Source organism: Micromonospora sp. BQ32, from assembly GCF_059358895.1.
This window is the reverse complement of record NZ_JCADBI010000005.1, coordinates 1-21,903: the sequence shown is the minus strand read 5'-3', so window position 1 is coordinate 21,903 and position 21,903 is coordinate 1. Positions and strand designations below refer to the sequence as shown.

Annotated in this window: 23 protein-coding genes and 1 pseudogene; 14 read left to right on the top strand and 10 right to left on the bottom strand. The window is 67.5% G+C overall.

Annotated elements, in window-relative coordinates; genetic code table 11:
* Positions 1–116 precede the first annotated feature (116 nt).
* Positions 117–1,613 carry an amino acid permease gene (locus AC5L30_RS12170; protein WP_494867237.1) on the top strand — a complete coding sequence of 499 codons (1,497 nt, stop codon included), beginning with the start codon at positions 117–119 and terminating at the stop codon, positions 1,611–1,613.
* A gap of 47 nt (positions 1,614–1,660) precedes the next feature.
* Here AC5L30_RS12170 and AC5L30_RS12165 read toward each other — a convergent pair whose 3' ends face one another.
* From AC5L30_RS12165 to arfA, 5 genes are read right to left on the bottom strand one after another with little or no spacing between them, the layout of a single operon-like run.
* Positions 1,661–2,689 (bottom strand): glycoside hydrolase family 43 protein, encoded by a 1,029-nt coding sequence (locus AC5L30_RS12165; RefSeq protein WP_494867236.1) that lies wholly within the window; start codon positions 2,687–2,689, stop codon positions 1,661–1,663.
* The gene (locus AC5L30_RS12160; RefSeq protein ID WP_181548743.1) at positions 2,686–3,543 is read right to left on the bottom strand and encodes a carbohydrate ABC transporter permease; all 858 of its coding nucleotides are present in this window, start codon (positions 3,541–3,543) and stop codon (positions 2,686–2,688) included. Before AC5L30_RS12160 ends, AC5L30_RS12165 begins: the two co-directional genes overlap by 4 nt.
* A 10-nt stretch (positions 3,544–3,553) precedes the next feature.
* Positions 3,554–4,519: a carbohydrate ABC transporter permease gene (locus tag AC5L30_RS12155; RefSeq protein ID WP_112584714.1), complete on the bottom strand. Its 966-nt coding sequence runs from the start codon at positions 4,517–4,519 to the stop codon at positions 3,554–3,556.
* Positions 4,520–4,525: 6 nt separating this feature from the next.
* Positions 4,526–5,854, bottom strand: coding sequence for an ABC transporter substrate-binding protein (locus AC5L30_RS12150; protein ID WP_494867234.1), 1,329 nt, complete (start codon positions 5,852–5,854; stop codon positions 4,526–4,528).
* A gap of 60 nt (positions 5,855–5,914) precedes the next feature.
* Positions 5,915–7,429, bottom strand: a complete 1,515-nt coding sequence (gene arfA / locus AC5L30_RS12145; protein ID WP_112670286.1) for an arabinosylfuranosidase ArfA — start codon at positions 7,427–7,429, stop codon at positions 5,915–5,917.
* Positions 7,430–7,576: 147 nt separating this feature from the next.
* Here arfA and AC5L30_RS12140 point away from each other — a divergent pair, with 147 nt between their 5' ends.
* Positions 7,577–8,584: a LacI family DNA-binding transcriptional regulator gene (locus AC5L30_RS12140; RefSeq protein ID WP_494867233.1), complete on the top strand. Its 1,008-nt coding sequence runs from the start codon at positions 7,577–7,579 to the stop codon at positions 8,582–8,584.
* Positions 8,585–8,599: 15 nt separating this feature from the next.
* Here AC5L30_RS12140 and AC5L30_RS12135 read toward each other — a convergent pair whose 3' ends face one another.
* From AC5L30_RS12135 to AC5L30_RS12125, 3 genes are all read right to left on the bottom strand, one after another.
* Complete coding sequence (locus tag AC5L30_RS12135; protein ID WP_494867232.1) at positions 8,600–9,325, bottom strand: methyltransferase domain-containing protein; 726 nt, start codon at positions 9,323–9,325, stop codon at positions 8,600–8,602.
* 278 nt (positions 9,326–9,603) lie between these two features.
* A complete protein-coding gene (locus tag AC5L30_RS12130) occupies positions 9,604–9,912 on the bottom strand; it encodes a hypothetical protein (RefSeq protein ID WP_124822832.1) in 309 nt (102 codons plus the stop codon).
* 38 nt (positions 9,913–9,950) lie between these two features.
* Positions 9,951–11,588 (bottom strand): ABC-F family ATP-binding cassette domain-containing protein, encoded by a 1,638-nt coding sequence (locus AC5L30_RS12125; RefSeq protein ID WP_494867231.1) that lies wholly within the window; start codon positions 11,586–11,588, stop codon positions 9,951–9,953.
* 62 nt (positions 11,589–11,650) lie between these two features.
* Between AC5L30_RS12125 and AC5L30_RS12120 the strand changes: the two genes are divergently transcribed.
* From AC5L30_RS12120 to AC5L30_RS12090, 7 genes are all read left to right on the top strand, one after another.
* Positions 11,651–12,421 carry an ROK family protein gene (locus AC5L30_RS12120; protein WP_494867230.1) on the top strand — a complete coding sequence of 257 codons (771 nt, stop codon included), beginning with the start codon at positions 11,651–11,653 and terminating at the stop codon, positions 12,419–12,421.
* A 119-nt stretch (positions 12,422–12,540) separates the two neighbouring features.
* Entirely contained in the window at positions 12,541–12,909 is a 369-nt protein-coding gene (locus AC5L30_RS12115; protein WP_112584722.1) for a tetratricopeptide repeat protein, read from the top strand.
* Between the two features lie 122 nt (positions 12,910–13,031).
* Positions 13,032–13,286: a Smr/MutS family protein gene (locus AC5L30_RS12110; protein ID WP_007465523.1), complete on the top strand. Its 255-nt coding sequence runs from the start codon at positions 13,032–13,034 to the stop codon at positions 13,284–13,286.
* A 372-nt stretch (positions 13,287–13,658) separates the two neighbouring features.
* Positions 13,659–14,273 carry a hypothetical protein gene (locus tag AC5L30_RS12105; RefSeq protein ID WP_494867228.1) on the top strand — a complete coding sequence of 205 codons (615 nt, stop codon included), beginning with the start codon at positions 13,659–13,661 and terminating at the stop codon, positions 14,271–14,273.
* An 8-nt stretch (positions 14,274–14,281) separates the two neighbouring features.
* Positions 14,282–15,337: a helix-turn-helix domain-containing protein gene (locus AC5L30_RS12100; protein WP_494867226.1), complete on the top strand. Its 1,056-nt coding sequence runs from the start codon at positions 14,282–14,284 to the stop codon at positions 15,335–15,337.
* 159 nt (positions 15,338–15,496) lie between these two features.
* Positions 15,497–16,972, top strand: a complete 1,476-nt coding sequence (locus AC5L30_RS12095) for a hypothetical protein (protein WP_494867225.1) — start codon at positions 15,497–15,499, stop codon at positions 16,970–16,972.
* 538 nt (positions 16,973–17,510) lie between these two features.
* The gene (locus AC5L30_RS12090; protein ID WP_494867223.1) at positions 17,511–18,095 is read left to right on the top strand and encodes an HD domain-containing protein; all 585 of its coding nucleotides are present in this window, start codon (positions 17,511–17,513) and stop codon (positions 18,093–18,095) included.
* On the opposite strand, the gene AC5L30_RS12085 is transcribed toward AC5L30_RS12090, so the two are convergent.
* The gene (locus AC5L30_RS12085) at positions 18,062–18,532 is read right to left on the bottom strand and encodes an NUDIX domain-containing protein (protein WP_494867221.1); all 471 of its coding nucleotides are present in this window, start codon (positions 18,530–18,532) and stop codon (positions 18,062–18,064) included. The two genes, AC5L30_RS12090 and AC5L30_RS12085, sit on opposite strands and share 34 nt — an antisense overlap.
* A gap of 4 nt (positions 18,533–18,536) precedes the next feature.
* Positions 18,537–19,295 (bottom strand): XRE family transcriptional regulator, encoded by a 759-nt coding sequence (locus AC5L30_RS12080; protein WP_494867220.1) that lies wholly within the window; start codon positions 19,293–19,295, stop codon positions 18,537–18,539.
* 176 nt (positions 19,296–19,471) lie between these two features.
* Between AC5L30_RS12080 and AC5L30_RS12075 the strand changes: the two genes are divergently transcribed.
* From AC5L30_RS12075 to AC5L30_RS12055, 5 genes and pseudogenes are all read left to right on the top strand, one after another.
* Positions 19,472–19,792 carry a hypothetical protein gene (locus AC5L30_RS12075; RefSeq protein ID WP_089021118.1) on the top strand — a complete coding sequence of 107 codons (321 nt, stop codon included), beginning with the start codon at positions 19,472–19,474 and terminating at the stop codon, positions 19,790–19,792.
* A 236-nt stretch (positions 19,793–20,028) separates the two neighbouring features.
* Positions 20,029–20,457 carry a DUF3307 domain-containing protein gene (locus AC5L30_RS12070; protein WP_328533118.1) on the top strand — a complete coding sequence of 143 codons (429 nt, stop codon included), beginning with the start codon at positions 20,029–20,031 and terminating at the stop codon, positions 20,455–20,457.
* A 32-nt stretch (positions 20,458–20,489) separates the two neighbouring features.
* Complete coding sequence (locus AC5L30_RS12065; protein WP_494867219.1) at positions 20,490–20,672, top strand: hypothetical protein; 183 nt, start codon at positions 20,490–20,492, stop codon at positions 20,670–20,672.
* Positions 20,673–20,776: 104 nt separating this feature from the next.
* On the top strand, positions 20,777–21,709 hold the full coding sequence (locus AC5L30_RS12060) for a hypothetical protein (RefSeq protein WP_494867658.1): 933 nt from the start codon (positions 20,777–20,779) through the stop codon (positions 21,707–21,709).
* Between the two features lie 84 nt (positions 21,710–21,793).
* Positions 21,794–21,903: pseudogene (locus AC5L30_RS12055) on the top strand (FtsK/SpoIIIE domain-containing protein); the annotation flags it as partial.

The following is a 21,903-nucleotide window of genomic DNA, read 5'->3' as shown; positions in this document are numbered from 1 at the left end:
ATTTTCACAGTCTGGCCATCGCCGCAAGAGTTCGTGGTTGACGAATCGCGCCGCTGGGTAGCAACGCCGGTCACCGGCCGCCACGGAGGTGGTCGCACGGTGGGAGGGGTGACCGGGTGTCCGTGCTGCGCACAAAACCAATCAAGGACGTGATCGCCCAAGGTGAGGCGGACGGCGCCGACGGCCAACTGGGGCTGAAGAGGCGGCTCGGCGCGATCGACCTCACCGGCTTCGGCATCGGCATCGTGATCGGCACCGGCATCTTCACGCTCACCGGGATCGAGGCCCGGGACAGCGCCGGGCCGGGCGTGGTGATCTCCTTCGCCATCGCCGGCGTGGTCGCCCTGCTCGCCGCCCTCTGCTACGCCGAGCTGGCCTCCAGCGTGCCGACCGCCGGCAGCGCCTACACCTACGCGTACGCCACGATGGGCGAGATCGTCGCCTGGATCATCGGCTGGGACCTGCTGCTGGAGTTCGCGCTCGGCGCCGCCGTGGTGGCCCGAGGCTGGTCCGGCTACCTCGCCGAACTGCTCGACCTGCCGACCCGGTGGTTCGGCGAGGAGGGCAGTACGGTCAACGTGGGTGCCATCGCCATCGTGCTGATCCTCGGCATCGTGGCGATCGTCGGCATCCGGGAATCCGCCCGGATCACCAACCTGCTGGTGCTGGTGAAGGTGGCCATCTGTGTCTTCGTGGTGGTCGCCGGGCTGTTCTTCGTCAAGGCCGCCAACCTCACCCCGTTCATCCCGCCGGCCGAGCCGGCCGGTGGAGGCGACGACGGCATCAAACAACCGGTCACGCAGGCGCTCTTCGGACTGGAGCCGTCGGTCTTCGGCTTCGTCGGGGTGCTCAGCGCCGCCGCCGTGGTCTTCTTCGCGTACACCGGCTTCGAGGCCGTGGCCAACCTGGGCGAGGAGACGAGGAAGCCCAAGCGGGACCTCACCCTGGGTCTGCTCGGCACGCTGCTGATCTCCACCGTGCTCTACATCGGCGTCTCGCTGGTGGTGGTCGGGATGGTGCCGTACACCGAGATCGACCGGGGGGCCCCGATCGCGTCGGCCTTCGAGTCGGTCGGCGCGGGCTGGGCCGCCGTGCTGGTCTCCATCGCCGCGGTCGCGGGCCTGACCAGCGTCATCCTGGTCGACCTGGTGGCGATGGGCCGGATCGGCTTCGCCATCGCCCGGGACGGGTTGATTCCTCCCTCGATCGCGAAGGTGCACCCGCGCTGGGGCACCCCGTACCGGATCTCAGCGATCATGACGGTGGCGGTCGCGCTGCTGGCCGGCTTCCTGCCGCTCTCCGCGCTGGCCGACCTGGTCAGCATCGGCGCGCTCTGCGCGTTCGTCCTCGTATCGGTGGCGGTGCCGATCCTGCGCCGGCGGCGGCCGGACCTGGAGCGGCCTTTCCGGGTGCCGTTCTCGCCGGTGCTGCCGATCGTCTCGGCGCTGGCCTGCTTCTACCTGATGCTCAACCTGTCGGTGGAGACCTGGCTGCGGTTCCTGGCCTGGATGTTGCTCGGTGCGTTGATCTACTTCGGCTACGGCCACCGCCGCAACCGACTGGCCCAGCACGAGCCGGCGGTTGCCCCGGCACCCCGCGAGCCGACCGCCTGAACGGCGCGTGCGGAAGGGCCCACCTCGGGCCCTTCCGCACGACCAGCTCAGGGGCGCGGCTGCGGTGCGGCCGTCGGGCCCTTGACGACCGGCTTGCCGTCGACCCAGGTCACCTCGTCGAGCCACACCTGCCGACCCGGGTCGGTGCTGCCCTCCTGGCCCGGCGGCCAGGCGTGGTACAGCAGCCAGGTCCGCCCGTCCTTGACCACCATCGACGCGTGGCCGGGGCCCGAGGCGGCCTCGTTGCCCTTCAGGATCGGGTTCTCGGTGGCCTTCACACACGGGCCGGTCGGGCTCTCGCACACCGCGTAGCCCTCGGCGTACTCCGCCCGGTCGTACGCGTTGGCGGCGAAGAAGAGCAGCAGCCGACCGTCCTGACGGTGGAAGAACGGCCCCTCGATCAGGGTGCCCTCCCACGGCTCGGTCTGCTTCAGCAGCTTGGTCGGCTCGCCGATGAGGGTCAGGCCGTCGTCGGCGAGGCGCTGCGACCAGAGCCAGGTGTCCACCCCGATAGCGTTGCCGTCGTTCTTCCACAGCAGCCACAGGCTGCCGTCGGTGTCCCGGTACGGGCTGGCGTCGATCGCCCCGCCCAGGTCGGCCTGGCAGATCAGCGGGCCGGCCGCGTCGTCGGAGTACGGCCCCTGCGGCGCGCTGGCCACCGCCCGCCCGACGCACTGCCGCCCGGACTCCCGGCCGGCGACCGTGTAGTAGAGCAGGAACCTGTCCGGTGCGAGCTGGATCGCCTCGGGCGCCCAGGTCTTGCCGGCATCCGCCCAGTCCGGCAGCGTCGGCAGGGCATCCTCGGCCTCGGTCCAGTCGACCAGGTCGGTCGAGGTGAGCACCGGGACGTTGCGGCCGCCGGAGTTGGTGTGGAACAGGTACCAGGTGTCGCCCACCTGGATCGCCTGCGGATCCGGGGCGTCGGTCTTCACGACAGGGTTGGTGAACACGCTTGAGTCGCTCCCGCTGCTCGTGGTGGGGGTGGGTTCGGTGTCGTCGGAGCAGCCCGCAACGAGCAACGCGGCGGCGAGAACGATCGCCGCCGCGCCACGTCGCCGGGCGGGCGTACGCGTCATCCCTTCAGACCGCTGCGGGAGACACCCTGAATGATGTGCCGCTGGGCCAGCACGAAGAGGATCAGCACCGGCAGGCTGGCCAGCACCGCGCCCGCCATGATCACCGGGTAGTCGGTGACGTACGAGCCCTGGAGCAGGCCCAGGCCCGGCGGCAGGGTGAGCTGCTCCGGGCTGAACAGCACGAAGATCGGCCAGAGGAAGTCGTTCCAGTTGGTGAGGAACGACAGCACGGCCAGGGTGGCCAGCGCCGGCCTGGACAGCGGCAGCACCACCTTGTAGAAGATCTGCCACTGGTTGGCGCCGTCCAGCGTGGCGGCCTCCTCCAGCTCGTTCGGCAGGGAGAGGAAGAACTGCCGCAGGAAGAACACCCCGAACGCGCTGGCCGCGCCGGGCACCACGACCACGGCGAGGGTGTCGATCCAGTTGAGCTGGTCGACGATCAGGAAGTTCGGGATGATCAGCGAGGTCGGCGGGATGAACAGCGTCCCGACGATTAGCGCGAAGGTCACCCCGCGCCCCCGGAACTTCAGCCGGGCCAGGGAGTACGCGGCCATCGAGGCGGTCACCAGCACCAGCGCCGAGTGCAGCGTGGCGGCCAGCATGCTGTTGAGGAACCAGCGCAGCACCGGGTTCGCCGAGTTGTTGAGGATCTGCTCGTAGCCGTACCCGGCGAGCGGGTTCGGCAGCCAGCTCGGCGGGATCTGCTGGGCGGCGGTGTAGGTCTTCAGCGAGGTGATGACCATCCACAGCAGGGGGACCAGGAAGATCAGGGCCAGGGCGACCAGGGTGGCGTAGAGCCCGACCCGGCGCAGCCCCGGTGTGGAGCCGTCGGTTGTCGGCGTGGGCGTCGTCATGGCGGTCCCCTCAGTCTTCCTTGTAGCGGAAGAGGCGGAAGTTGGCGATGCTCACGACCGCCAGCAGCAGGGCGAACACAATGCTCATCGCGGCGGCGCGACCGGCGTTGTTGTTCCGCAGGCCCTCCTCGACGATGAACCAGACCACCGTGCGGGTCTCCGTGCCGGGCGTCCCCTGGGTGATCAGGAATGACTGGCCGAACATGTTCGCCGAGGCGAGCACGGTCGTCGTGATCACGAAGAGCAGCACCGGCCGCAGCCCGGGCAGGGTGACGTTGCGGAACCGCTGCCACGCGTTCGCGCCGTCCATCCGGGCCGCCTCGTACAGCTCCGGCGAGATGTCCTGGAGGCCGGCCAGGTAGATCACCGCGTTGAAGCCGGACGTCCACCAGACGGTCACCCCGACCAGCGAGATCCACGCCCACGGCATGTTCGTCACCCAGGGGGTGTCCGACGGCAACCCGACCACGCCGAGGAGCCGGTTGACCAGGCCCAGGTTGGCGTCGAGCAGGAACCGCCAGAGCAGGCCGATCACCGCGACACCCAGCACGTACGGCGCGAAGTAGATCGCCCGGAAGAACGTCCGGCCCGGGAAGGAGCGGTTGAGCAGCAGTGCCAACCCCAGCGGTACGACCACCAGCAGCGGCACCGACAGCACCGTGAAGATCGCGGTGGCCCGGACGCTCTGCCACCAGTCGCCGTAGACGGCGGAGTCGCTGGAGAAGAGCTGCTTGTAGTTGTCCAACCCGACGAACGGTCGGTTGGGCAGCTGGAAGTCCCACTGGTGCACGCTCAGCCAGACGCCGAGAACGATCGGCAGCAGGCCGAACACCCCGAACAGGACCAGGTAGGGAGCGAGGAACAGATATGGCGTCGCCCGTCTGGTCCGACCCGCCGAGGCGGACCGGCGGACTGCGTTGGCCGCCGGGGGCGGCGCGTCACCGCGCGCCGCCCCGACCTCGATCACGTCCGCCACGGGGTATCAGCTCCCGTACTTCTTGCGGTTGTCCTCGAGCTGCTTGTTGGCCTTCGCCACACCGTCGTCCAGCGCCTGCTTGGGCGACTTCTTGCCCAGCGCGGCCTCGTTGAAGGAGTTGTAGAAGGTGGTCATGACCTCGCCGAGACCCGGGGCCGCCGGCGGGAACGCCGCGTACTCCAGCTCGGGGGCGAGCGACGAGATCTCCGGCAGCGCCTTGAACTCGGCGCCCTCGCGGACGGCCTTACGGGCCGGCACCTGGCCGCCCTTCGCCCAGTCCAGCGAGTGCTCGCTGAGCCAGTTGATGAAGACCTTGGCGCCGGAGACCTTGTTGGCGTCGTTGGCCCGCTGCTTCACGATGGTGAAGTTGTGCGAGTTGGCCCAGGCCGCCGGCTTGCTGCCGATCTGGGGGAGCGGGGCGACGCCCCACTGCACCTCGGGGCTCTTCTTCAGATCGTTGATCTGCCAGATGCCGTTCCAGGTGAAGGCGTTCTTGCCGCTCTTGAACGAGAGGTAGTCGGCGTCCTGACCGACGTTGGCCGGCGAGAAGCCCTGCTTGATCATGTCGACCAGCCAGGTGCACGCCTCGACTGCCGGGTCCGAGTTGAAGGTGGCCTTGGCCACGTCCGCGTCGAACAGGGTGGCGCCCCACTGGTTGAGCAGCGAGTAGAAGGTCATGCCGCCGGTGAACTGGAACGGGCTGACCCAGAAGCCCTGGATGCCGGCCTTCTTCAGCTCGGTCAGCGCGGCGACGTAGTCGTCCTTGGTCGTCGGCGGCTTGTTCGGGTCCAGGCCGGCCTTCTGCATGACGGCCTTGTTGTAGTAGAAGCCCAGCGGGTGCATGTCCAGCGGGATGCCGTACCGCTTGTTGTTGTAGAGCCCGCCCTTCCACACGGTGGGGGCGAAGTCGCCCTCGGCGAGCTCCAGATTCTTGGCGACGTCGTCCAGCTCGGTGATCACGCCGCGGGCGGCGAAGGTGGCGAGCTGGTCCATGTGCATGACCGCGATGTCCGGGCCGTTGCCGCTGGAGGCCGCGCCGGGGAGCTTGTTGTAGTAGTCCTCCCACTGGTACGTGGCCACCGACACGGCGATGTTCTTGTGCTCGGTGTTGAACTGGTTCACCAGCGTCTTGAAGATGTCGCCGTCACCGCCGGTGAAGCCGTTCCACAGCTTCAGGTCCACCTTGGGGCCGGTGTACTCCTTGCCCCCGTTGCCGGCGGCCGGCCCGGAGGCGCTGTCATCGCCGCCGCAACCCGCGAGGGTCAGCGAGGCCGCGGCGCCGAGTCCGAGACCGAGGCCGAGCAGGCGACGCCGGCTCATATCGTTCTGGATCATGCTTTATCTCTCCTTGAGGGGAACGGAATGAATTGTGCCTGCTCAGAACCGGTGTGACACCTACGCGTTGGCCGGGCCGAAGCGGAGCACGCTCCAGGACACGGCGGGCAGGCGCACGGTGCACCGGCCGCCGTCGGGGGTGGGGGTGGGCAGGTCCCGAGGCGTCACCCGATCGGGCTCGGCCTCGGTGTTCATCGCCGACGGGTCAGAACCGGCAGCGATGCTCTGGAAGGACAGGCCGGACATAGCCGGCAGTCCGCGCAGATCGATCTCCAGCGGGAGATCGGTGGAGTCCCGGTTGACCGCGAACACGGTCAGCTCGCCGGTCTCCTCGTCGTGCACGGCGACGGTGTCGAGCACCGGCACGTCCCCGTACTTTTTCGTGTCGTAGCGCGGCGACACCGGGTCGGTGCGCAGCACGGTGCCCCGGGCGTACCGGGCAGTCAGCGCGAACGGGTGGAAGATGCTCTGCCGCCAGGCCGGGCCGCCGTTGCGGGTACGGATCGGCGCGATCACGTTGGCCAGCTGGGCCTGCGCGGCCACCCCGACCCGGTCCGCGTGCCGCAGCAGGGTGATCAGCAGATCGCCGACGACCACCGCGTCGACCGCGGTGAAGTCGTCCTCGATCAGCGCCGGGGCCTCGACCCAGCCGCGCCGGTCCAGGTCGGCCTGGAGGCGGGATTCGTACCAGACGTTCCACTCGTCGAAGGAGATCTTCAGCTTGCGCTTGTGCCGCTGCTTGGCGGCCACGTGATCAGCGGTCGCGACGACCTCGGTGATGAAGTTGTCCATGTCGACTGCCGAGGCCAGGATGCTGGCCTGGTCGCCGTCGGACGGGTCGTAGTAGGTGTGCGCCGAGATGTAGTCGACGTGCTCGTAGGTGTGCTCCAGCACCGTCGCTTCCCAGGAGGCAAAGGTGGGCATCCGCCGGTTGGAGCTGCCGCAGGCGATCAGGCTGATCGACGGGTCGATCATCTTCATCGCTCGGGCGGCCTCGGCGGCGACGCGGCCGTACTCGTCAGCGGTCTTGTGGCCGACCTGCCACGGGCCGTCCATCTCGTTGCCCAGGCACCACAGCCGCACCCCGTACGGGTCCTCGGCGCCGTGCTTGCGCCGCAGGTCGGAGAGCTCCGTGCCGCCCGGGTGATTGGCGTACTCCAGCAGGTCCAGTGCCTCCTGGACCCCACGTGTGCCGAGGTTGACCGCCATCATCGGCTCGACGCCGGCCTCGGCGGCCCAGGTCATGAACTCGTCCAGCCCGAACGCGTTGGTCTCGATCGTCTTCCAGGCCAGGTCGAGTCGGCGGGGCCGGTTGCCGACCGGGCCGACCCCGTCCTCCCAGCGGTAGCCGGAGACGAAGTTGCCGCCCGGGTAGCGGACCACCGAAACGCCCAGCTCGCGGGTCAGGTCCAGCACGTCGCGGCGCAGGCCGCGGGAGTCGGCGCTGGGGTGGCCGGGCTCGTAGATGCCGCCGTAGACGCACCGCCCCATGTGCTCGACGAATGAGCCGAAGAGGCGTCGGTCGGCCGGGCCGATGGAGAAGGCCGGGTCGATCGTCAGCTGCGCGGTCCGCAAGGGGATGCCACCTTTCCTCGTGCCGATGCCCGGGTGAGCGCGGTCACTGTTCACCCGGTGTCCACCGTTTCTACAACGTTGTAGGCAACGTTGTAAAGGGCTGATGACGAGGTATGGTGCGCTGGGTTACATCGGGGAGGTTGCAAAGTGCGACACAGGCTCAAGGACGTGGCTGAACGGGCCGGGGTGTCGGTGAAGACCGTTTCCAACGTCGTCAACGGCTATGTGCACGTACGGCCGGACACCCGTGCCCGGGTCGAAGAAGCGATCGCCGAGCTCAACTACCGGCCCAACCTCTCGGCCCGCCACCTGCGCAAGGGCCGCACCGGCGTGATCGCGTTGGCCGTTCCGGAACTGGACATCCCGTACTTCGCCGAGCTGGCCCGCTACGTGGTCACCGCCGCCGCCGCGTACGGCTGGACGGTGCTGATTGACCAGACCGGCGGTCGGCGGGAGCAGGAACGGGTGGTTGCCTCCGGCATCACCGACCACCTGATCGACGGGCTCATCTTCAGCCCGTTGGCGCTCACCGCGGAGGACCTGGCCGGCCTGGACGGCACGCCCATGGTGCTGCTCGGCGAGCGGGTCGAACATGGCCCCGCCGATCGAGTGGTGATCGACAACGTGACCGCCGCCCGGGAGATCACCGCTCACCTGATCCAGCTTGGCCACCGCCGGATCGCGGCCATCGGCTCCCAGCGGACCGACGAGGGCGCCAGCGCCCGGCTGCGCCTGGCCGGTTATACCGACGCGCTGCGCGCCGCCGGGCTCGACTACGACGAAACCCTGGTGGCGCCCGCGTCGGCCTGGCACCGCGCCGACGGTGCGGCCGCCATGCAGGGCCTGCTCACCTCCGGGGTACGCCCCGACGCCGTCTTCTGCTTCAACGACACGCTCGCGCTGGGTGCCCTACGCGCCCTGCACGAGGCTGGTCTGCGGGTGCCCGAGGATGTGGCGGTGGTCGGCTTCGACGACATCGAGGATGGCCGGTTCTCCATCCCCACCCTCAGCACCGTCGCACCGGACAAGGAGAAAATCGCCCAACTGGCGGTCGAACTCCTCGCCAACCGCCTGGACGGCGACCGCACCGCCCCGGCAAAGGAGCTGTCCGCCCCCTACCGGCTGGAACTTCGCGAATCAACCCAGACTCTCTGACCCGGGCCGGACGGGTCAGTCGAAGAAGCGGGCCAGATGGGACTGGGGTGCCGGGTCGGCGTCCGGGGGGAGGGGGGTCAGGTCGGCGAAGATCGAGGCGCCGTCGCAGCCGGCGTGCAGTGGGTACCACCGCGGCGTGCCCGGTGGCCGGAGTTGGCAGATCCCCTTGAACGTCTGCACGTCCATCAGCCGGACGTGGGTCGGGTCGGCCACCGCGTTCACATGCCCCCACCAGGGGCTCATCACGTGCAGCACGCCACCGGGGCGGAGCACCCGGTGACACTCGTCGACCAGCGGCAGGAAGTCGATCAGGTGCTCCAGGATGTGCACCGCGAAGAGAACGTCCACCGAGCTGTCGGCGAGCGGCAGTGAGCCGGACAGGTCCGCGACGGCATCCACGCCGGGTGCCGGGTAGATGTCCAGCCCCAGGTTGCTCGACCACTGCTTGGTCGGGCCGCAACCGAGGTCCACGACCACCGGGGCCCGCCCGCCGATTCCGACCCGGCACCAGACGCCGTAGACACCTGCCAACTGTCCGACCAGATCCCGCACCAGCCGTAGCTGGGCGGGCTCGGCCACGTCGCCGCTCAGATGGGCCACCCCCCGGTCGAACCGCACCTCGACCGCCAGGTCCCGCAACCGATCGTCGTGGCGGACCTGGTCCGCCCATGCGTGAGCGAGGAATTCGTCGATCGCCCGCAGCCGGTCGGCCGAGGGCGGAGTCTGTGCCAAAGCGACCATTCGGGCCACCTCCCGCCGCGCGTTACCCGCAATCGCGCCCGTTATGCCCCGCTCGTCGACCTTCTCGGCGTGGCCCGCGCAGCGTGTCGCGGCCTGCCGGACAGGACCGCGATGAGGTTATACCTCTGAGGCATAAATATGACTCACAGGTATACCCCTCAACGGGGACACCGGGCGCAGGCTCGGCCCGCCTTACCGAGCGGCCCAGCGCCCGAGCGGGCCAGCGCCGAGCGGCCCAGCGCTCTGGCCGCCGAGCGCTGCCCGCCGAGCGCCCCGGGTCAGCCGGAGAGGGTGCGGCGGCCCCCACGCATCCGCTGCCGAGGCGGCGGGTCGGCGGGCTTCGGTCGCTTGAGGTGGTAGCGGTGCAGTTCGTGGTTGCCGGGTAGGGACGGGTCCTCGCTCATCGCGACCAGCTCCCAGCCCTGGTCGCCGGCCCGGTTCAGGTGGGCCAGCGAGGTGTCGCCGTACGGCGTCACGTCGACCATCGAGCCGTCCGGTCCGTACCAGACGAAGACGACCTCCCAGCCGAGGTCGTTGGTCGCGGCCTGACGGCGGCGGACCAGCAGGGCGTACTCCCACTTGAGCATGGCGTCATTCTCACCCCGCGCCGGCCCGCGGGCACGGATCAATCCTCGGCGATCCGCCCGGCGTCGACCCGCAGTCGCCGGTTGGTCTCGATGGCGGCCAGCATCCGCCGGTCGTGGGTGACCAACAGCAACGTTCCGGGGTAGCTGGCCAGTGCCGATTCGAGCTGCTCGATGGCCGGCAGGTCCAGGTGGTTGGTGGGCTCGTCCAGCACCAGCAGGTTGACTCCCCGGCCCTGGAGCAGGGCCAGCGCGGCCCGGGTCCGCTCACCGGGGGAGAGGGTGGCCGCCGGTCGGGGCACGTGCGCCGCCCGCAGGCCGAACTTCGCCAGCAGGGTCCGCGCGTCCGCCGGCGACAAATGGGGTACGGCCGCCTCGAACGCGTCGATCAGCGGTACGTCGCCGAGGAACAGCCCACGGGCCTGGTCCACCTCGCCGACCACCACGCCGGGCCCGAGCGAGGCGGTGCCGGCGTCCAGCGGCAGCCGCCCCAGCAGCGCCGCCAACAGGGTGGACTTGCCCGAGCCGTTCGCCCCGGTCACCGCAACCCGGTCCGCCCAGTCGATCTGGAGGTCGACCGGGCCGAGGGTGAAGCCGCCCCGGCGTACCACCGCTCCGCGCAGCGTGGCCACGACGGCGCCGGCGCGGGGCGCGGCGGCGATCTCCATCCGCAGCTCCCACTCCTTGCGGGGCTCCTCGACCACGTCGAGCCGTTCGATCAGCCGTTCGGTCTGCTTGGCCTTGGCGGCCTGCTTCTCGCTCGCCTCGCTGCGGAACTTACGGCCGATCTTGTCGTTGTCGGTGGCCTTGCGGCGGGCGTTCTTCACGCCCTTCTCCATCCAGCCGCGCTGGGTGCGGGCCCGAGCCTCCAGCCCAGCCTTGGTGTCGGCGTACTCCTCGAAGTCCGCGCGGGCGTGCCGGCGGGCCACCTCGCGCTCCTCCAGGTAGGCCGCGTAGCCGCCGCCGTAGTGGTGCACCTGCTGCTGCGGCAGGTCCAGCTCCAACACCCGGGTCACGGTGCGGGTGAGGAACTCCCGGTCGTGGCTGACCAGCACCGTGCCGGCCCGCAGCCCGGTGACGAACTCCTCCAGCCGCTCCAACCCGGCCAGATCCAGGTCGTTGGTCGGCTCGTCGAGCAGGAACACGTCGTACCGGCTGAGCAGCAGCGACGCGAGCCCGGCCCGGGCCGCCTGGCCGCCGGAGAGCCCGGTCGTCGGGTGGTCCAGGTCGACCGCGAGGCCCAGGTCGGCGCTCACCTGCTCGGCGCGTTCGTCCAGGTCCGCGCCGCCCAGGGCGAGCCAGCGCTCCAGCGCGTCGCCGTACGCGTCGTCGGCGCCCGCCGCCCCTGCGGTCAGCGCCTCGGTCGCCGCGTCCAACGCCGCCTGCGCGGCGGTCACCCCGGTCCGGCGGGCCAGGAAGTCCCGTACCGTCTCGCCCGCTCGCCGCTCCGGCTCCTGCGGCAGGTGGCCGACGCTCGCGGTGGGCGGGCTGAGCCGCACGCTGCCGGCCTCGACCGGCAGCAACCCGGCGAGGGTACGCAGCAGCGTCGACTTGCCGGCCCCGTTCGGCCCGACCAGCCCGACCACGTCGCCGGGGGCGACCACCAGGTCCAATCCGGCGAAGAGCGGGCGGTCGCCGTGCCCGGCGGCCAGGTCCTTGACGATCATCGTGGCGCTCATCAGGACGGCAGCCTATCCGGCCCCCCGCATACGACCGGCCGGCAGCGGGCAGACTCAACGACGTGGTGACCACACTGGCGATCGACTGTGGCGGCGGGGGCATCAAGGCCTCCGTGCTCGACGAGGCGGGAACGATGCGGGCCCGGCCGTTGCGGGTGCCCACCCCGTACCCGTTGCCGCCCGCGCTCTTTGTCCGGACCCTGCTGGATCTGGGCGGGCGCCTGCCAACGGCGGACCGGCTCACGGTCGGCGTACCCGGGATGATCCGGCACGGAGTGGTCGTGAGCACGCCGCACTACGTGACCCGCAACGGCCCCCGCACCCGGGTCGACCCGGACCTGCTCGCCGAGTGGTCCGGCTGGGACGCGCGCGGCGCGCTGGCCGACGCGTTCGGGGTGCCGGCGCTGGTGCTCAACGACGCCGAGGTGCACGGCGCCGGAGTGGTCGCCGGCGCCGGCTGCGAGCTGGTGCTGACCCTGGGTACGGGGCTGGGCAGCGCGCTCTTCGACGGCGGGGTGCTCGCACCGCACCTGGAGTTGTCGCACGCGCCGGTGCGCTGGGGCACCACCTACGACACGTACGTCGGCGAGCCGGAACGTCGGCGGCTCGGCGACGCGTTCTGGTCCCGACGGATCCGGCAGGTGGTGGACGGGCTCCGCCCGGTGTTCCGTTGGGACCGGCTCTACCTGGGCGGGGGCAACTCCCGACTGATCCGGCCCGAGCAACTGACCCGGATGGGCGACGACGTGGTGGTGGTGCCGAACACCGCCGGAATCGTCGGCGGTGTCCGCGCCTGGGAACTTTCCGCCGGACGCCGGGACGCCCGCACCTGACCCTTCGGCGCCCGTCGGCGGCCCGAACTGACCCGATCTCGACCCCGGGAACAGTCGCCAAACGTCCGGTGTTGTGCCAGCGTCGGAACAGGTGACGGTGCGACCCGAGGAGGTGGCAGATGGATCTTCTGGCGGACTACCGGCGGGCGACCATGTTCTTCGAAACCGGTGACCCCAGCGGGGCAGCCCGACTGCTGGAGCCGATCATCGACGCCGAACCCGGCAACGCGGCGGTCCGGCAGTTGCTGGCCCGGGCGTACTTCCAGTCGGCCCAGCTCAACCGGGCCGAGGAGCATCTGCGCGAGTTGGTTGAGCGGGACCCGAGCGACCACTACGCGCACCACGTGCTCGGTCGGACGCTGGAGCGGCTGAACCGACACACCGACGCGCTGCGGCACCTGCGGATCGCCGCGGCGATGTACGCGGCCAACGACGACTACCGGACCGCGCTGGAGCGGGTGGAGACCCGACTGGGCGGCCGGCGCTGAGCGTGCACCGTGGCATGGCAGGGGCGGTCCTTCGGGGCCGCCCCTGCCGTCGTCGGAGAAAGCGGGCCGGCGGGCGTGCCTAGGATGGCGGACATGGGACCTGACCGGCCGGGGGCTGCGGCATGAAGCTCAAGCTGGACCTGCACGAGATCTTCAACAAGGGCCAGGACATCGACCGGGCGTTGCGCGGGATCATGGACGAGGCGGTGGCGAAGAAGGCCACCCTCGTCGAGATCATCCCCGGCAAGGGGTCCGGCCAGCTCAAGAAGCGGGTGCTGCGGTTCCTCGACCAGAAGGACGTCAAGCAGCTCTACCACCGGGTGGAGAAGGACTCGAAGAACTTCGGCCGCCTCTTCGTGCACTTCCGCTGGAAGTAAGAGTCTCGACTTCCCGACCTCCCACGCCATCTGCGACACGCCTTCTGGCCTGCCGGAACGCCTTCCGTTGTCTTCTGGCATCTTCCGCCGTTGCTCGCGCTCGGTTGTGCCGAATCTGTGCCCGGCTGCAAGCCCCTGATCGCGAGGGCGCTGCTACCGGGTCGCGACCCACGGTGGCCGAGATTGTCGGACCCATCCGCGATCATGGCGCTCGTTGAGCTGGCTGCTCGGCACATGGCTGCTGGCTTCAGCTCGGGGTACTCGGGGTTGGCGCGCGGGGCTGGTAGCTGCTCGCGGACGCCTCCCGACCAGGACGTGGAATAGCACGCGGAATATTTGACACGGGTTCTGCAACCTGGCATGCTCCCTGTCGTGGAGATCGCCGAACCGCTGGATCGGACGGCCTGCTACGGCATCTTGAAGCCGTACCTCGCCGACCTTGATGAGTCTTTCCAGACCGCAATGCGGCGCTGGCAGACCTGGCTGGGGCACCTTGAAGGGTCCCCGGCGGACGTGTCGCCTCGGGCGCGGGCCAACATGCTGTACGACTTCATCGTCGCGGAGGTGACGGACCGGTTCATCGCGAAGCCGCATGTCCGCGTGCGGCGAGAGCGGGGTTTCCTGGTGGTGCGGTTCCACGACCAGGTGGCCATGCGGTTCAAGAAGTTCCGGAGCAAGAACCTGAAGACCAGCGGGGGTTACACCCAGCAGGCGCTGGCCTTCGCGGGTCAGACGCTCGAGCTCTCGGAGTCGTCCATCCAGCCGATGACCCACGTGGTTGCTGGTTACCTCCTGGACGACCTTGAGGTGGGCATGTCGAAGGTGGCCGTGACCTGCTCGCTCTATGGCGAGCACATGTGGGCCCCGATTCAGATCTTCAGCAACAACGTGGTTGTGCCCTCCCAGCCCACTGTCGACTCCGGTCCCCGGGTGGTCGTTAGGAGCAAGCGCGCCAAGCAGGCCAACGAAGCGGCCAACGAGTCCTAGGGAATGTGATGAACGAGAACCCTCGCATGCTCGTCGTAGCACGGGAAGCGCAGGGCCTAACGCAAGAAGAGCTAGCCCAGAAAGCAGGGCTAGCTCAATCAACCTTGAGCAAGGCCGAAAATGGCCTGAGGCCCCTTCCCGCCACGGACCTACCAGCCGTAGCCGAAGCGCTACACGTGACTCCCGAGCTTCTTTGCTGGCAAGATGAGATATACGGGTTCGGCAGCGCGAGCTTCTTTCACAGAAAGCAGCAAAGCCTGTCTCAGCGCAACTTGCGAAAGGTCCAAGCGCGCATCAACCTGCTCAGGATGCGCATTCAGAGATTGCTGAACGATATTGATATCGGGACCTCGTTCACGATCCCCAGAATTGATGTAGACCAAGCAGGAAGCGCTTATGAAGCCGCGCGCCGTGTGCGCGCGGCTTGGCGTTTACCAATGGGCCCGATCTCGAATCTAGTAAACGTAGTCGAAGCTGCCGGTGGTGTAGTGGCGAGGCGTGACTTTCAAACTCACCGCATCGACGCTATTAGTGTTTGGCACCCTGGTAGCGGCCCCCTCTTCGTCCTCAATTCGGAGCTGACACCTGAAAGGCAACGCTTCGTCCTCGCTCATGAGCTAGGGCATATGGTGATGCACGAAGGCGAACCCCCACGGGAAACCGCCGAGGTTGAGGCCGATGAGTTCGCGGAAGAACTTCTGATGCCAGCCGCCGAAATCAACCGCGATCTGCGGGATATTGATGTCCGGAAGGCTGCGGCACTTAAGCCTTACTGGAAGGTGCCGATGCAGTCTTTGATTATTAGAGCCCAGCGGTTGGGTACTATCACGCCAAGCCGGTGTCGAAGTCTCCACTCCTACATGAACAAAGCTGGATATCTAAGTAGCGAGCCGATGCCTCTTGAAAGAGAAGAACCGCAAGTCATGCGGGAGTTGATGCGGATCCATCTCGACGAGCACGGATACTCTCGGGAGGAACTTGCGAAAGTCGTAGGAATGAACGGAACCGATTTAAGCGTTGAATTCCCTCTACCCCAGCAATCCCGCCTACGTGTAGTGCGCTGACCGGCCACGGTTGTCCGGTAGATGCTGTCACCTATTTTTGGTGGCAGCATTTGCTGTACCCAGGCCAGTGGCTCGCGGCAGGGATCTAGACAGGTCAGCCCCCAGCGCTCTACGGTGACGTACCGACATCAACTTCATGTCCCGGGGGCGCGTCAACCAATGACTGATGAAGTGGCACAATCCGATGCCCAGCTGGTCGCGCAGGATCCGACGTTCTCCGCGATTGCACGCGCTGAGGCGGCGGGGAAGGGCCTTCAGGAGTTCGAGCAACTGATGCTCGAGATGGTCCACTCTTGGGGTCTGCCAACCAAAGACGTGGTTGTGGAGGTGACCGAGCGGAAGCGGTTGCTTCGGAACATCCCCGAGGTGCTTGGCGCTCTGAATAGCAAGCAGCTCGACGAGTCCTCTTATATCTCTAAGATGATTCTTGCCGCCTCTGTGGGTCTGTTCGATGCGGCGCTGAGCTACTTGTGGAATGAAACCATGACGCAGTTGAGGTTGCGCGTAGCCTCCTTTGACGTCCAGTATTTTTTTGATCTAGCTGAGGCTGACCCCGAACGACGAAAGCAACTTCAGACGGCCGACGACCTGGCGAAGATTACCGACGCTGCATTGCTTGATGCGGCGCAGCGCGTACAGCTGATAAGTGAAGTTGGGTTCCGTCAGCTCGACACGATCCGGTATATGCGTAACAAGGCGAGCGCGGCACACCCGACGGCTATCCCGCTTACTGGGTTGAAGCTAGCCGAGTGGCTAGAGACGTGCATTCGGGAAGTAATGATTCTGCCGCGAGAACACGTCGTTGCGGAAATCGGACAGCTTCTGAACAACGTCCGAACGCAGCGTCTCACGAAAGCCGACGTTGCGCAGGCCGCAGGCCGCTTCCGCGGCTTGATGGCCGACCAGGCGGACAACCTCGCGGCTGGCCTATTTGGTGTCTATACATCGCCGGCTTCAAAACCTGAAACGCTGGACAACGTGCGTGAGCTATGGCCCTCTCTCTGGCCTGAGGTAAGCGATGCGGCCCGGAACGGGTGCGGAGTGAAACTTGGGCGTTTCCGCGCGAACCTCGATCGGGATAGAGCGGAGCGAGCGCTTGAACTCCTCAACTTGGCGGAAGGCGGGGCGGCCTATCTTCCCGAGTCTGACCGAGAGGCGGGATTGGCGGAAGCCTTGGAAGCCCTCAACGATGCTCACGAGGCTTGGAACAACTTCTACGAGGAGCCGGTTGTCGCAAAGCGCCTGCTCGACCTTGTAGGCAAGTATGGGCAAGTGCCGTCATTGCTGTGCCAGTGGTACGTTGAGCAGATTGTTTACGTATTTCTCACAAATGGCTACGGCGTGGCCTGGAATGCAGACCCCATCTACAAGGAGCTCATCGGCCTCTTCGATGCTCACCAAGCGTCGTATGCCCTGCGCTCTTTTGCCGACGTCAAGATTTCGAGCCGGCTGCAATATGAACTGCCACGCCAGAAGTGGAAGGAACTCGTCGAACTGATTACCCCAAAGCTGACCGGCGGGGACGATCGGAGGCTACTAGCAGATATCGACGGCTTCCATGGCACCCCTGATCAATTGGTCGTGGACACGAATATCCGGCGTCGGCTCGGGCTTTCCAAGTCAAGAGCAAGTTGACGATGTCGTCGTGGGCGTAACCACCGTGGCGAGGCCGTGGTGGGGATGGGGCGCGAGCTTCATGGGCAGGCCCCCGCCTGCCGGCAACGCCGGCCCGAGGGGTCGCAGAGGCTCCGGGGTCAAGGGCGGCCCGCAGGGCCGTCGCGCCAGCGATGCGAAGCACCCTTGAGGTCGGAGGGGCGGCCCCGCATCCTCCGCGCCGCATCCCCACCACGGCCGGCAGTGACTCGCCCTCCGGCGCGGCGGTACGACGGTCGCCGCGCCCCGGCCGGCTGCCGGCCCACGAACCCCAACCACCCTCAGCGCCGCCGTCTGCGGCGGCCCCCGGGGTTCCGCCCCAAAGCGCCAGCCGAGGGCACCGGGCATGGTCGCCCGGCCATCCCCGGCCGGGCGACCATGACGCCCCATCGGCGGCGCGTGCGGCCCGTCAAGGGCCGCCTTGAAGACGTACAGAAACTTTGAACCACTTCGCCGGCAGCTCGGCCGGCACTCGAACACGGGATGGCGAGCGGACCGGGTGCCTCCGTACCCTGGCGATATGGCCGACCTCGTCGACACCGCTCGGGAAGTTGCACGACGCCTGCTGGAGACACCGTTGCCCCGTCGATGGAGTCACGTCCAGGCGGTCGCTGCCAAGGCGGACCGGATTAGCGGAGCAGTCCCGAGCGAGGATCGTGAGGTGCTCGTAGCGTCGGCCTGGCTACACGACGTCGGTTACAGCCCTGACCTGGTCGACACCGGCTTCCACTCGCTCGATGGTGGCCGCTGGCTGCGCCGTGAGCACTTCAATGAGCGGATTGCCGCCTTGGTCGCTCATCACTCCTGCGCCTGGCTGGAAGCCGAGGAGCGTGGGCTCGGTGAGGCCCTGGCCGCCGAGTTCCCTCGGGAGGAAACCGCGGTGACCGACGCCATCTGCTGCGCAGACATGACGACTGGACCGGATGGCCAGGATTTCGAGGTGTTGGACCGGCTAGCGGAGATTCGGTCGCGGTACGGGCCGGAGCACCTGGTTACCCGGTTCATCGGTCGGGCGGAATCGGAGATGGTCGCTGCCGTACGGCGGACTCAGCGCCGGCTCGCCGGCGTCCATCAGCCGATGAAGGGCTCGGGGCGTTCCTCGTAGCCGTGGGTGATGCGAAGCAGGGTCGACGGGTGGATGTTGAGCGCGGCCAGCTCGTCGCGGGCCACCCACCGGACGTCATGTGACTCGTCGCTCGGCGTCGGTGTGCCGCTGACCGGTACGGCGCGGAAGCAGAGCGAGAACTGCTGTCGTACCTCGCCGTCTGAGTACTCGATGACGTGACCGGGGTCGGAGTAGACGCCGACCATCCCGAACACTTCAACGCGGATGCCGGTTTCCTCGTGGGTTTCCCGCACTGCCGTCTCTGCGACCGACTCGCCGACTTCCTGTCCGCCGCCGGGCAGGGACCACAGGCCGTTGTCGGTCCGCTGGATGAGCAGTACCCGTCCGCGATCGTCTCGTGCGAAGACGGAGACGGCGACGACGATGCTGTTGGCCTTCGGCGCGCTCGGGTCGTGGTAGTGCTCGGTTCTTGCCATGCTCTTAGGCTGCCATCTCGCCGCGTGGCTGAGTCGTCGAGGCAGCTAGGACCCGGTCGAAGCTGTCGGCGTACGTGCCGAACAGATCGCCGCCGTTGAGCCTGCGCAGATGCATCACGGGCGCATGTGGCGCCGGAAACCCGAGCACGTGCATGTTCACCAACATCTCGTCATCGAAGCGGTAGATCGAGTTGTACAACGTCGTGTCGTGGTAACGGACCTTTACACCGGGCGCATCGCCAAGCTGGTTGTAGTACTGCTGAACTTGGCGGATCTTGGCCGCCATCACACCCGGCGAACCTTCCTCGATGCTCTTGCGCTCAATCGCCTCGCTATTCGGGTCGCCGAGCAGGATTGTCACCGTGACGCCGTCAACAACCTTTTGACGCAGGGTGTTGATCAGCCTGCGGTCCTGCTCTACGAGGAACAGGCCGGCGTAGGCCAGCACGTCTATCCGCTTCTCCGCGCGTTCGATCAGTCGACGCCATAGGTCGTACGGCACGGCAGAGCGCCGGGTGTAGAGCTGCACCAACTCGCTCTGCCCAATCCTCGACGCCTTCTCGGGGGTCACCGCGTCTGGCCACAGGTACGGCACGTCTTCCCGCACCATTGCCGCGATTGCATGTCGGTGACGCGGGTACGGCGTCCGGTCTTGCGTGATCCACCGTTCTACGGTCTTCGCGTCAACCCCGATTTTTTCGGCCACAGTGACCGGCGTCAGGCCGTTGCGCAGGATGGCATCGCGGAGCCGGTCGTTAGGCATCGTTCCTCCTCAAGGGACGACTAGGGACGCATTCATCGTAACTAAGACGTCCCATAGTCGTCCAGCCCATCGGATGGGTTGTCCCTGGCTTTTCGGGAGCCTTATCCGCAGAGGCCACGAGCAACAGTCCACCGGGGACTAGCTCATTACCTGGCCCGAGACCCAGGAGGTTTGTTGTGAAGCTGTACGTGGACACCCAGAGCAAGCAGGTCCAGGTGACGAAGGACCCGGAGCCGAAGAACGACCAGAACGGCAATCAGCGGTCGGAGAAGAACACTGGCCGGCTCATGTGGTCGACCCAGGTCTTCGTGCTCGACGAGACTGGCGGCGAGATCATCACCATCACCACGGCGGGTGAGAAGCCGGGCGTGACGGTGGGACAGCTCGTCGCTGTCGAGCAGTTGGAGGCTATTCCGTGGGCGACCAACGGGCGTAACGGCGTCGCGTTCCGTGCGATCTCGCTGAAGCCGAAGGCTGGTAACTCGGCGGCTAAGTAGGTCCCTCGCTCACCGCACTGTGTGAGCCCTGGTGTCTGAACGCACGAAAGCGGCCTGATGGTCCGCTGATCCATCTCTGATTCGTCCGGAAGCGGTTCTGGTTCGCACGTTTCCGGCCGGTGGCCACGTCAGGTGGTCACATCCCTCAAGGCACGGGGTCGGTACTGGCTCGCATACCTGCCGACCCCGTCTGCCTTTCCAACCTGTCTGCCCTCGTCATAGGGAGTGGTTGTCTCATGCTCGTTTCCGCCATCGTGTTCGCCGTTGTCGCGGCGACCCTCTACGCCGGTCACCAGGTGGCCGATCACGTTCTTGGCCAGTCCGACAAGCAGGCCGCGCACAAGGCCGCCCCCGGTTGGGACGGCTGGCGTCATCTGTTGGGCCACGTGATGGCCTATCACCTCGTGGTGGTGGTCATGCTGGCCATCACCATCGCCGCCCTGGACCTGCCCGTCACCGCCCTCGGGCTTGCCGCTGGGCTCGGCTTCTCCGCCGTCTCGCATGCGTTTCTTGACCGGCGGTGGCCGGTGCGCTGGCTGCTCACTCACACGGGAAGCGGCGACTTCGCCGACCGTCAGGCCCCGATCTGCGGGATGTACCTGGCCGATCAGTCTCTGCACGCGGCGTGCCTCTGGGCGTCCGCGCTGCTCATCGCCTGCCTCTGAACCCCTCACTCTGAGCAAGGGAGATCCCTGCCATGGGCAAGAAGTACCTGTTCAGCGAGGACGACACCGGTCGTGTCCGTGAGGTCAAGGTCGACCCGAAGCACCTGGACAAGCAGCTCCGCGAGGAGCGCGCCGCTGGGCGCACCCCAACCGTCCTCGACGAAGACGACCGCATCCGCTTCGGCCTGCTCGGCAACAAGCTGCGCGACCGCTGACCTCGGTCAGCTCTAGGAAACGAGCGCGGGGCCGGTACTGGCTCGCAACCTGCCGACCCCGCTCTCTCCAACCCATCCAACCCAGTCTCTTGGGAGGACGTGTCATGTCCAAGTCTAGCCCTCGCCGCTTCGCTGGCAGGTCAACCGGAACGGTGACGGTCATCGAGGCCAAGGTCCACCGCTCCTCCGCGCGTAACGCCCGCATGGCGTTCATCCTCACGGCGGTCATCGTCGGCCTCCTCTCGGCCGTGGTGGCCGCTTCCTACATCCACCCGATCCTCGCCGTCTTCATCGGCGCCCTGATCGGCGTCCCGACCGGCGGCCTCGTCTGGCTGCTCGTCCGGATCTGGCCAATGATCCGGCTGCTGTGGTGGTGGACCCCGGAAACCATCCTCGGTGCCCTACTGCTCACAGCCTGGGTGCAGCTCGCCAACCACACCCCAACCCTGGTGACCCTGATCGTGGTCGCCCTGGTCGTCGGCGTCCCCGCCGCAATCCGCCCGGTTCGCCGCCAGGTCATCGCGTGGACGTGGTGCCTCGTGGTGAGGCATCGGCTGCGTCTGTGCTTCGCGCAGTTCATCATCGCCAACCAGTCCGGTTCGCTGCCGCTGATCCTCTGGGCCAAGCCCACTCCGGTTGGCGAGCGGGTCTGGGTCTACCTGCGCCCCGGCCTGTCCGCCAAGGACCTGGAAGGCCGCCTCGACAAGATTGCGGTGACCTGCCATGCCTCCACCGTGCTCATCGAGCGCGCTTCGGAGAACAACGCCGCCTACCTGCGGTTCGACATCAAACGCCGTGAGGTGCTGACCGCCCACGTCGGTTCCCCGCTGGTCGACGTGATCGACCCGAGCGCCCCCGTCTCGGCATCGCCGCTGACGGTCCCCACCGCCCTGGACCTGCCGGACGTTCACGCTCCGACGTTCACCCTTCCGACCCAGGGCAAGCCGGCGAAGCAGCCGGCCACCACAGCCAACGGCAGCAAGCCCGCGGCTTCCTCGTCGTCCGTGCCGGACGACGACACCTCTGACTGGATCTGACCTCAACCCAACCCGGGACGCGAGGAGCCATGGCGGCTCGTTCGTGTGGCTCCTCGCGCCCACAACGCCCAGGAGGGCACCCTGATGACCACCACGATTCCCACCACTGCTGAGGCAGTGCCGGTGGGTCCTGGCCTGTCGATGTTCGACCCGATCTTCATCGGGATCGACGAGTTCGGCCAACCCGTCTACCT

Excerpts from the sequence above, each read along its gene's own strand:
- AC5L30_RS12165 (WP_494867236.1), bottom strand. The coding sequence starts at position 2,689 with ATGACGCGTACGCCCGCCCGGCGACGTGGCGCGGCGGCGATCGTTCTC.
- AC5L30_RS12160 (WP_181548743.1), bottom strand. The coding sequence starts at position 3,543 with ATGACGACGCCCACGCCGACAACCGACGGCTCCACACCGGGGCTGCGC.
- AC5L30_RS12150 (WP_494867234.1), bottom strand. The coding sequence starts at position 5,854 with ATGATCCAGAACGATATGAGCCGGCGTCGCCTGCTCGGCCTCGGTCTC.
- AC5L30_RS12135 (WP_494867232.1), bottom strand. The coding sequence starts at position 9,325 with ATGGTCGCTTTGGCACAGACTCCGCCCTCGGCCGACCGGCTGCGGGCG.
- AC5L30_RS12130 (WP_124822832.1), bottom strand. The coding sequence starts at position 9,912 with ATGCTCAAGTGGGAGTACGCCCTGCTGGTCCGCCGCCGTCAGGCCGCG.
- AC5L30_RS12125 (WP_494867231.1), bottom strand. The coding sequence starts at position 11,588 with ATGAGCGCCACGATGATCGTCAAGGACCTGGCCGCCGGGCACGGCGAC.
- AC5L30_RS12115 (WP_112584722.1), top strand. The coding sequence starts at position 12,541 with ATGGATCTTCTGGCGGACTACCGGCGGGCGACCATGTTCTTCGAAACC.
- AC5L30_RS12110 (WP_007465523.1), top strand. The coding sequence starts at position 13,032 with ATGAAGCTCAAGCTGGACCTGCACGAGATCTTCAACAAGGGCCAGGAC.
- AC5L30_RS12100 (WP_494867226.1), top strand. The coding sequence starts at position 14,282 with ATGAACGAGAACCCTCGCATGCTCGTCGTAGCACGGGAAGCGCAGGGC.
- AC5L30_RS12095 (WP_494867225.1), top strand. The coding sequence starts at position 15,497 with ATGACTGATGAAGTGGCACAATCCGATGCCCAGCTGGTCGCGCAGGAT.
- AC5L30_RS12090 (WP_494867223.1), top strand. The coding sequence starts at position 17,511 with ATGGCCGACCTCGTCGACACCGCTCGGGAAGTTGCACGACGCCTGCTG.
- AC5L30_RS12085 (WP_494867221.1), bottom strand. The coding sequence starts at position 18,532 with ATGGCAAGAACCGAGCACTACCACGACCCGAGCGCGCCGAAGGCCAAC.
- AC5L30_RS12080 (WP_494867220.1), bottom strand. The coding sequence starts at position 19,295 with ATGCCTAACGACCGGCTCCGCGATGCCATCCTGCGCAACGGCCTGACG.
- AC5L30_RS12070 (WP_328533118.1), top strand. The coding sequence starts at position 20,029 with ATGCTCGTTTCCGCCATCGTGTTCGCCGTTGTCGCGGCGACCCTCTAC.
- AC5L30_RS12065 (WP_494867219.1), top strand. The coding sequence starts at position 20,490 with ATGGGCAAGAAGTACCTGTTCAGCGAGGACGACACCGGTCGTGTCCGT.
- AC5L30_RS12060 (WP_494867658.1), top strand. The coding sequence starts at position 20,777 with ATGTCCAAGTCTAGCCCTCGCCGCTTCGCTGGCAGGTCAACCGGAACG.